Origin of the sequence: Microcoleus sp. D3_18_C2 (assembly GCF_036702395.1) — a bacterium.
Lineage (GTDB): Bacteria > Cyanobacteriota > Cyanobacteriia > Cyanobacteriales > Microcoleaceae > Microcoleus.
On sequence record NZ_JAUBTG010000068.1, the window covers coordinates 21,122 to 28,553 of the forward strand.

General features: G+C 41.9%; 5 protein-coding genes and 1 pseudogene. 4 read left to right on the top strand and 2 right to left on the bottom strand.

The window, feature by feature from the left end; all coding sequences use genetic code 11:
• Positions 1-76 precede the first annotated feature (76 nt).
• Entirely contained in the window at positions 77-2,680 is a 2,604-nt protein-coding gene (locus tag QUA88_RS26010; RefSeq protein WP_333274564.1) for a dynamin family protein, read from the bottom strand.
• 1,493 nt (positions 2,681-4,173) lie between these two features.
• Here QUA88_RS26010 and acpP point away from each other — a divergent pair.
• From acpP to QUA88_RS26025, 3 genes are all read left to right on the top strand, one after another.
• On the top strand, positions 4,174-4,404 hold the full coding sequence (gene acpP, locus QUA88_RS26015; RefSeq protein WP_333058560.1) for an acyl carrier protein: 231 nt from the start codon (positions 4,174-4,176) through the stop codon (positions 4,402-4,404).
• 183 nt (positions 4,405-4,587) lie between these two features.
• Positions 4,588-5,064: a hypothetical protein gene (locus tag QUA88_RS26020; RefSeq protein ID WP_333058558.1), complete on the top strand. Its 477-nt coding sequence runs from the start codon at positions 4,588-4,590 to the stop codon at positions 5,062-5,064.
• Between the two features lie 117 nt (positions 5,065-5,181).
• Positions 5,182-5,622, top strand: a complete 441-nt coding sequence (locus QUA88_RS26025) for a hypothetical protein (RefSeq protein WP_333058557.1) — start codon at positions 5,182-5,184, stop codon at positions 5,620-5,622.
• Between the two features lies 1 nt (position 5,623).
• On the opposite strand, the gene QUA88_RS26030 is transcribed toward QUA88_RS26025, so the two are convergent.
• On the bottom strand, positions 5,624-6,424 hold the full coding sequence (locus QUA88_RS26030) for a hypothetical protein (RefSeq protein WP_333058556.1): 801 nt from the start codon (positions 6,422-6,424) through the stop codon (positions 5,624-5,626).
• A gap of 290 nt (positions 6,425-6,714) precedes the next feature.
• On the opposite strand from QUA88_RS26030, the pseudogene QUA88_RS26035 reads away from it, so the two are divergent.
• Positions 6,715-7,359, top strand: a pseudogene (locus QUA88_RS26035) (IS630 transposase-related protein); the annotation flags it as partial.
• Positions 7,360-7,432 lie beyond the last annotated feature (73 nt).

The window sequence follows — 7,432 nt, forward strand, 5'->3', positions numbered from 1 at the left end:
AGCAGGTCATCGCCAAAAAAACCATAGTATCTACAAGGTACTATGGTTTTTTTTCGTTTACCCGTTACTCATTGAATTAGCGATCGCTCTGATTCAAAATAGCCTCAATTTGATTTTGTACTTGTTCGAGTTCCCGACGTTTCTCAGCCAGCCAAACTTTTTGGGCTTCGCATTCTGCTCGCTCTCGATCGCACTTTTCCTGCTGTTCTAATAAATTCTCCCACAGCGACATTGCTTGCACGATCGCACCGCTAGCTGCTTCATTTCGCTCTTCAAATACTGCTTTAATTCTTTCTTTTATCTTCTCAAGAATCGACTCCTTAGATTCCTTAAATTTCTGCAATCCTAACTTACAAACTTTTTGCTTGATCTGAGAGTGAATTCCATCTACATCTAGCATCCCCAGCCCAAACGATCCACCTGATGCAGCAGCTAACCCTGCTAAAATAACTGGAATGATACCAACTCCTGCAAACGCCAGCAATGCAGCCGCGACGGCTCCACCAATACCTAAACCACCCAAAAAACCTCCAGCACCTCCAATATCTGAGTTGATTGATGAAGCGATATCTAGTCCATCGATACCAATTCCACCCAGATTTCTTGCGGCGAAGTTATTGAATTGAGTAACAAGGCTAGTGCTAAGTTGCAGATCCAACTGTTGAAAATCTTGTCGAATTGCAGAAATCTCTTCATTAATTTTGCTGTCTAAAATTGCTATTTTTTGTGTCAATATAAACTGCAATTTTTTGGCGCTCCAGTCATCAATCTCTTGTGTTAGTTCCTTCACAAATTGATTGGCATAATCTTGGATCAAGTGGTTTTGGCTCAAAATCTGATTGTGCTCTGAAGTCCATTCCTTACTTTTGGTAGCCATGCGATCGTCCAATCCTTCTTGCCACTCATGAAAAGACCGATCGACTTCCTTAGAAGATTGTTTTCTCAGTTCTCCTGCTAATAGTCTAATCTTAACATCGCGGCCGCTTGCTTCCGCCATCTGTTCAAATATTTTCTGTTTATCTCCTTGAGAAACTGTCAAATTTCCTTCTAACATTTCCCTATATTGACTCAATTTATCGCAGCCAGTATTAATAATTTGCTTAATTCCGGCTGCGGATTGGTTAAGTGCGATCGCGCCCCGTTTTTCTATCAAAAACTGTTCGAGAGATTTGGTGAAATCCTGAAAAGATTTCACATACTCATTTTCCGTCCCATCCAAAATAGCATTAAGTGCTGATTTAGCCGAAATAAAATGAATCCGGTTTTTACCAGCAATAATTGGTTTTTCCCCATAAACAATTGTTTCTACCCTGTCTTTTACATCCTGGCGATCCTCTTCACTCTCCAGCCAATCGAAAAAATTCACTGCAATAAAAATGTTTCTTGCACCTTCATCTTCTTTACCGTAATTCAATTCTTTTTTCAAGTACAAAAGCAGTTCTTCTTCTGTATTTGTTAAAACATTGTGAGCCTGAGTCAAAAAAATAACTGCATCAGCCGTTTTCAGGACTTGCTGAGTCGCCACTGCACGTTCCGCTTTTTCGTTCAATCCGGGAGTATCAATAATTTCTACGCCATTGCTGCACAACTCTAGTCCGGGATGCTCAAAAACGATTTCTGCCATTCCCAATTTGGCTATTTCATCTGCAATAGAACCAGAAGCTGCCTTTTTAGAAATAGAAGCTTTCTCTTGATATTCTTCCGGCGAAATCTCTTCCTTATATCCATTTTTGTAGTGACAAATAACCCGGCGCTTCGATCCATATTTCAAAATAGTCACCGTACCGCTACAAGGAGTAGCCCGCACTGGTTGGATCTTCTCGCCCAGCAAAGCATTGAGTAAAGTAGATTTGCCTTTACTAAACTCGCCTACAACAGCCACACGAAACCGCTGAGATTGTAATTTTAGAGATTCTTTTGTTAGTTCTTCTATTAAAGTAGGAGATAGCACGTTGCGATCGCTTCCATCTTGCAGAGTTAAATATAGTTTTCCACAAACAGCATCCAGTTGTTGTCGGTACAGTAGAAATTTTTTCAACTCCTGATAGGACGAAACTGACTGATTTTGATTTGTTTTGTGTTTCGGTTTTGCTGGTAAATGTCCGATAATGTGACTGGCAGCACGGACAAACATAGAATCGAGAGATTGAAATTGTGCTGGATCGAGTAACCTGTACACTTCTGCTAAAGCTGCTGTATCTGCGATCGCTTGATTGCTAAAAGTCGCTTCTAAAACTGCCAAGTATCGAGAGTCAATTTCCAGTGTGTTACCGATAAGTATTAAATACTCTTTTTCGCTATCGTCCATTGTCCCATCTGCTTCCGATATCTGATAGCCAAAACTAATCAGTAGGAGTTTTTCCTCCTCAGAAAAACACGCTGTCAGCGCCAACAACTCCTGCATTTTTTTGTAAACTTGCTGTTCCCGCACGCCCTTAACCATCGGCATTACCAATGGGCCCAAACTGCTGTTAGAGGGAATAAGTTCCGTCAAAGTTGCCCGCAATCGCTGCGTTTCCTCAGCACTTACCGTACCGTCAGCATGAATGACTCCCAGCAATACCGTCACCAGCCCCCCCAGAAAAAGCACAGGCGGATTAATATCCTGTTTTCGGAGTTTTTGCCCTGTCAGCAGCGAAACAAGCTCAATTGTTTGGGGACTAATTAACGAATTATTCATTGGCAGCGCCTAATAATATTTCTTTTATTAAATGGATCATAATAGATCAGTTGTTGTGTTGGTTTCTACCAGGGTAAAAATTTATGATGAACTTTGTATTTCCCGCAGCGGTACAGGCTGCGATCGAGGCTGGCAAGTATGTACAAGTTTTTACATCTGCCGGAGTGCCGATCGGCATGGCGAGGGATGCAGCGACGGGACAGTTTGTGGCTCATGCGGTTGGCGCGATCGTCAACAATAGCCCGCTAGCGCCCTTAGTGTTGCCCGTGCAGCTTGTCATGAGTGGCTTGCAGATGTACCAAAACTATAAGGGCGTTGAAGCCGTCAAAGCTGATTTGGAGGTGCAGAGGCAGCAAATTCAGATGGGCTTTCAAGCCGTCCAAGCCAGTATGGGAGTGCTGCAAGCGACAACAGCCGTCATTGGTGTGGGAACTTTCGCCGGGGTAGCCTTGTCAGCGGTGAATTTGCACCAGACATTGAAACTAAAAAAAGCGGTTGAAAAGCTGGAAGTTAAAGTAGAAAATGGTTTCATCAATTTAGAACAACTTTTGAAAGGTCAAGGCGCAGAAATTAAGCAATTAATTTCGGAAGTGGTTGCAGATATAAAATTTGAGAACCATCGCCTAGTCTTAGTGCGGGCTTACGGGTTATTTAATCAAGCAATTCAACGAATGCGATCGGCTTTGCAACTGCAAGATATCAACCGCCGCAATGCTGAAATTGATGCAGCGCGAGGGATGTTGTTTGAGGCTTTAGCTGATTACAGAAATCCGCAGTTGTTGTCAGAAACCTGTGCGGCGGGACAGTTGCGGCGGTTAGAGTGCAGTTGGACGATCGAACAAAGTATTATTGCGACTTATCAGGTGCAAAATGAGTATGGGGCTGCGGGCGATCGTATTTCTCAACTTCAACAACAAATCCGTCAAGATAGCCTCGGTATTATACACTGTTGTGACTCAGACGAAGAGCTTGACTTTCTTTTTCCTGAAATTACGTGCATTCACGATCGCGATTTAGTTTTATTAGAGACTTGGCAAAATCAGATTGAATGGATGAAAGCTTTACCGCCAAGTGAATTAAAACAGTTGCAAAGTGCTGATTTTAGTAAATCTGACTCTGCTGTTAAGGTGGAGAAAAACTCAGCCGCAACAGCTTTAGCAATCCCAGAGGAACAGTTATTTTATGAAAATTTGAAGCCGAAGTCTCATTTTTACGCGCTTCGCACTCAACTGGAATGGATGCTCGATCGGCAGCGACGTGAAGAGTATGAAGATTATATCATTGAACAAGGGGAACTAGGGGGTCATACAAGTTTAGTATCGTCGAATTTGGAAAAAGCCTCTGATTTGGCTGTGGCTAATCTATTTTGGTACTTCAAAGTCCGGGATGAATCCGAAGAGGAATTAGAATTAGATTCTGATGAAACTACGAATAATACTGCTACTGCTACCGTTGTTGCAGAATCTTTCCCAAGCGATAAGGTTAAGCACCAAATTTATGAAAAACTCAAAGCCGTTGTTGCCAAGCAACTAGAATTTGAGGCAAGTCAAGTCACCATCAACGCTAATTTTGCCAGTGATTTAGGAGCAGATTCTCTCGATGCAGTAGAGCTAATTATGGCCATTGAGGAGGAATTCGACATTGAAATTCCCGATGAAGCTGCGGAGAACATAGAAACAGTTCAACAGGCTGTTGATTACATTTACAAAAAAGTTGCTGTTTAAAAAGCAAAGACAGTAACCAAGTTCAAATTCCTTAAACAGAAGAAAGCACTAGAAAGACTTCAAGCTTTCATGTAATACCAACTCACCAGAGCGATCGGTGTAAGGACACGGCCAAAGCCCATGTCCCTACCAAAAATTGTACGACCAATGTCATTTTCATTATTACAACAAACATCAAAAAAAATGAAGTCTAAATCAGTTACCCAAATCAGCGGAATTCCCGGTCAATTAGTCGGTGCAGTTCCCGTCCGAACCAGCGGTACAGGAACTCTTAAAATTGTTGGGGACACCTTACAAGGAAATTTCACTTCATTTTTTGGGTTAGAAATCAAAGAAATTGTCATTCCCATTCAAAATGTCAAAGCAGTTGAAATAGGGGAAGGCTGTACTTGGTGGCTGCTCGGACTCGGAATTCTAACCCTCGGCTTATTCTTCATTGGTATTATCTTCATTGTGTTGGCTTTTGTTGTAAAACAGCGTTATATTGCCATTTACACGAGTAGTAGTAATCTCATTCTGTTTTGTACAAAAAATGATAAAGTCAACCAGTTTCGTAACGAAATTATAGAAGCTTGTCGTCCCAAACCGAGCTATATGCCCCGACATTCTCAGTCTCCCCCACCACCGCCTTCTTTGCCAAATAGATTCATACTTAGCTAAATTTACCAGGTCGATCGCTATTTCTACCAAAGTGCGATCGCTCTTCTTTTGAGGAAAGCACAAAGCGCGGTAAAAACAAAAAACTTAGGGACATACAGTTTAAGGAGTAAAAATCTAATGCAACTAATTTTGGCAGAATTTTGTGGACGCTGGGGCTGTTCTTGGTGGGAGAAAATTATCACCATCATCTTGGTTAGTCTGAAGGGTAAGGGAGTTGTACTATTGCTGGGATTATTGCTGATTCCCATATTTTTGGTTGTGCTAATATTGCTAGTAGGCTTGATGCCAGCTTTTGAATTTATTGCTAGTTTTGGGAGAGACAAACAAGAACTCCAAAACCCAAACAATTCTCAGGAACAAGACCAAAGCATTTTATCAGCAGGAGCTAAGTTTGTCGGTCGTAGAGGAGCTAAATTTTTGGGTCGTAAATTGAAAGAAGTAAACAAACAGGAAGATGTCAATTCTCATGAACAAGACCAAACGATTGTATCAGCAGGGGCTAAGTTTTTAGATCGTAAAACAGCTAAATTTTTGGGTCGTAATGGGGAAAAAAAGTGATTTAATCCCACCAGTAAACCACAACAGGCGGCGGATTTTCATAACCCCCATAACCAATAAACACAGATGCCCGATCGCGATCCATCACTTGCACATCATCCGCCATCCAAGTCTTCCCAAAATCAACCAGCGGGTAAACGCAATCATCATCCCTACTCCAAATATAAAGCGTATCAGCGTGCCAGCGATCGTCCAAATCTCGCAGCAATAAACCCAAATTACTGTAAAGCCTACCGCTATTTTCATCCTCCGCAATCAGCGGCAGCATCATAAAATTCAGCCACAAATCTCTGTTCTGATATAGATCGGTTAAAATCGGTTCCGGGTCGAAATTATTCCAGCGTCCATTTTGCATCATCAGCGCTTCCATCAACTGCTGCGGCGTACATTCTCCGACAGCTAGCGACAAATCCACGCGCGGTGCAGGTGCATTTTGTCGAAATTTTTTATTTCTACCGCCTCGCCTTTCAACAAGCGTTTGGCGGCGTTGATGGCGCGGTTGAGCTTCAAAAACCCACGCCCCCCGCGAGTAACTTTTGGGAGTACCAACAGCGGGCAATGGTTCGGGAATTTCGTTAAATCCTGCCAGCAAGCGCTGATATCCGTCTGCTTCATCAAATGTCACCCAGTGCGATCGCCACACGCACTCCAAAACAAAACCAATTGTAACGCAAGGAGTGCGATCGCAGTCCATCAGGGCGATCGACCAATCATCGCTATCTTCAAACCGAGACAGCCACTGCGAAGCCGCCTCCCATTTAGGCAGCAAGTCTCCTTCTGGAGATTTCCGCATTTCCTTCATAAGCCGCACTCTGTCTGACGGAGTGAACATTTTAGGTTAGCCGCGAAGTTGAATAGTTCATTTGTAGCACAATTATTTAATCCAAACCATCAAAGCTCGATCGGGGTGATTGTCAGAATTAAAAAGTGCGATCGAGTCTGTAGGGTGCACACTGCGCACAAAGCCTCTACCAATAGCGGATCAAACCATTTTTTTGGGCAAATTTTTAAATTTATAGTCATTTCAAATAAATGTGAGACAAATGCAAGATGATGTAAAATCAAGAAAAATTGTTAACTCGGAGCCGAAAAATGGCAGACAGTCTAGATTTAAGAAAAAGAGTAGTGGATTATGTGGAAAATGGAGGGGGTATAACCAAAGCCGCCGCCCTGTTTAAAGTAGGAAGAGCAACAATATACAGATGGCTAGGGAGGGAAGACCTTCGAGCCACTAAGGTATAACACCGTGAGCGAAAGATAGACTGGGAAATGCTCAGAAAAGATGTAGAAGAAAATCCCGAAGCAAGATTAATAGAAAGAGCAAGGAAATTCGGGGTGAGAGCGAGTGCCATATGCTATGCCTTAAAGAAAATGAAAATTACGAGAAAAAAAAAAGAATTTCGTTATAGAGAAAGGAATAGAGAAGAAAGAATACAATACTACCAAACACTGAGAAATTTAATTAAAGCTCATGGGAGTAAAAGCCTTGTATTTATTGATGAGTCAGGGTTTGAAGAGTTTCATGCTTGTGTTTATGCGTGGTCAAAAAAAGGGAGAAAAGTATATGGGGAGAGACAAGGAAAACGCGGAAAAAGAGAAAATTTAGTAGCAGGAAGAAGAAAAGGAAACAAGGACTTGATTGCACCTATGGTCTTTACAGTCCGCTTTAATGCAGAAAGTTTTGAAGGGTGGTTAGCTTTATATTTATTGCCATCTTTAACAATACCATCAATATTAGACCTCTTGCAAAATAATTTTATGATATGATGAAAAGTTTTGCTGAAAGTTGATTGAATCCCAACTCTTAACT

What these genes read in the sequence shown, in the direction of transcription:
- QUA88_RS26010 (WP_333274564.1), bottom strand. Translation starts at nt 2,680, where the DNA reads ATGAATAATTCGTTAATTAGTCCCCAAACAATTGAGCTTGTTTCGCTG.
- QUA88_RS26020 (WP_333058558.1), top strand. Translation starts at nt 4,588, where the DNA reads ATGAAGTCTAAATCAGTTACCCAAATCAGCGGAATTCCCGGTCAATTA.
- QUA88_RS26025 (WP_333058557.1), top strand. Translation starts at nt 5,182, where the DNA reads ATGCAACTAATTTTGGCAGAATTTTGTGGACGCTGGGGCTGTTCTTGG.
- QUA88_RS26030 (WP_333058556.1), bottom strand. Translation starts at nt 6,424, where the DNA reads ATGAAGGAAATGCGGAAATCTCCAGAAGGAGACTTGCTGCCTAAATGG.